This window comes from Pseudoroseomonas cervicalis ATCC 49957 (genome assembly GCF_000164635.1).
Lineage (GTDB): Bacteria > Pseudomonadota > Alphaproteobacteria > Acetobacterales > Acetobacteraceae > Pseudoroseomonas > Pseudoroseomonas cervicalis.
Genome location: NZ_GG770947.1, coordinates 1 through 1719, shown reverse-complemented (window position 1 = coordinate 1719; position 1719 = coordinate 1). Strand labels below are relative to the sequence as shown.

General features: G+C 74.9%; 2 protein-coding genes. One reads left to right on the top strand and one right to left on the bottom strand.

The window, feature by feature from the left end:
• Positions 1-111 precede the first annotated feature (111 nt).
• Positions 112-1395 carry a bifunctional folylpolyglutamate synthase/dihydrofolate synthase gene (locus tag HMPREF0731_RS20640; protein WP_007006172.1) on the top strand — a complete coding sequence of 428 codons (1284 nt, stop codon included), beginning with the start codon at positions 112-114 and terminating at the stop codon, positions 1393-1395.
• A 72-nt stretch (positions 1396-1467) separates the two neighbouring features.
• Here the strand turns inward: HMPREF0731_RS20640 and HMPREF0731_RS20635 are convergent.
• Positions 1468-1719: SPOR domain-containing protein (locus tag HMPREF0731_RS20635; RefSeq protein WP_007006171.1), on the bottom strand; the 252-nt coding region annotated here is incomplete at its 5' end.

Here is a 1719-nt window from a genome sequence, read left to right as displayed (position 1 = left end):
CGCCGCCCCGTCCGGCGCGACGGTGACGCCGCTGCCCGCCGCCAAGCCGGCGCCCGCCAAGCCGGCCGGCGCCTGAGGCCCCTGGCGGCATCCCGGAACGAGGCCTGAGGCGTGAGCCGCTCGGAAGCCATCATCGACCGCCTGCACGCGCTGCACCCCAAGCTGATCGATCTCAGCCTGGGGCGGCTGCAGCGCCTCCTCGCCGCCTTGGGCCATCCGGAGCGGCGCCTGCCACCGGTGATCCATGTCGCCGGCACCAATGGCAAGGGCTCGACCTGCGCCTTCCTGCGCGCCATCGCCGAGGCCGCCGGCCAGCGCGTGCATGTCTACACCTCCCCCCACCTGCTGCGCTTCCATGAGCGCATCCGCCTGGCCGGCACGCTGGTCTCGGAGGAGGCGCTGACCGAGGCGCTGGAGGAGGTGGAGCGGGTCAATGCCGGCGAGCCGATCACCGTCTTCGAGGTGACGACCGCGGTCGCCCTGCTGCTGTTCAGCCGGGTGCCGGCCGACCTGCTGCTGCTCGAGGTCGGCCTCGGCGGCCGCTATGACGCCACCAATGTGGTCGACCATCCGGTGGCCTGCGCCATCACCAGCATCTCCATGGACCACATGGAGTATCTGGGCGACAGCCTGGCCGGCATCGCCGCCGAGAAGGCCGGCATCCTGAAGCGCGGCAGCCCCGCCGCCACCGGCCTGCAGGCGCCCGAGGCGCTGATGGTGCTGGAGGCGGAGGCGGCGCGGGTCGGCACCCATCTGGCCGTGCGCAACCAGGACTGGACGGTCCACTGGAACGAGGCCGGGCTGCGCTATGCCGATCCGGGCGGGGTGATGGAGCTGCCGCGCCCGGCGCTGCCCGGCGCGCACCAGGCCGACAATGCCGGCATCGCCATCGCCGCGCTGCGCGGCTGGAGCCCGCCCTGGCTGACCGAGGCGGCGATCGCCGCCGGGTTGACCACCGCCACCTGGCCGGCGCGCCTGCAACGGCTGCACGGCGCCCTGGCGGCGCTGCTGCCCGAGGGCTGGGAGCTGTGGCTGGATGGCGGCCACAATGCCGGCGGCGGCCATGCCCTGGCCGAGCACCTGCCGGACTGGGCCGACCGGCCGCGCCACTTGGTGGTCGGCATGAAGCAGGGCAAGGCCTCGGGCGATTTCCTGGCGCCGCTGCTGCCGCTGGCCGAGAGCCTCTGGGCGGTGGCCGAGCCGGGCCAGCACCTGGCCATGCCGGTGGACGCCATCATCGAGGCCAGCGGCGGCCGCGCCCGCCCTGGCCCGCATGTGGAGGACGCGCTGCGCGCCATCGCCGCCGCGGGCGGCCCGCCCGGCCGGGTGCTGATCTGCGGCAGCCTCTATCTGGCCGGCGAGGTGCTGAAGGCCGACGGCACGGTGCTGGTCTAGGGCGCCACCGCCCACGAGACATGAAAAAGGCCCGGCGGGTTCCCCCGCCGGGCCTTTTTCGGGCCGTTCCCCTCAGCCCTGGGCGTCGGGGGAGACGATGATGCAGGCGCCCTGGCTGCGCAGCTTCTCGCAGGCGGACTGGGCGCTCTCGCGCGACAGGCCGAGCACGCGGGCGCGGTAGAGCGTGTTGCGCCCCTGCGCCACCGATTCGACCGCCGGGCGCGCGCTGCCCAGGCCGATGCGGCTGCGCGCCTCATTGGCCGCGCTGCGCGCCAGGTTGGCGCTGCCGAAGGCGCCGACCTGCACGCCCCAGGCGCCGGCGGC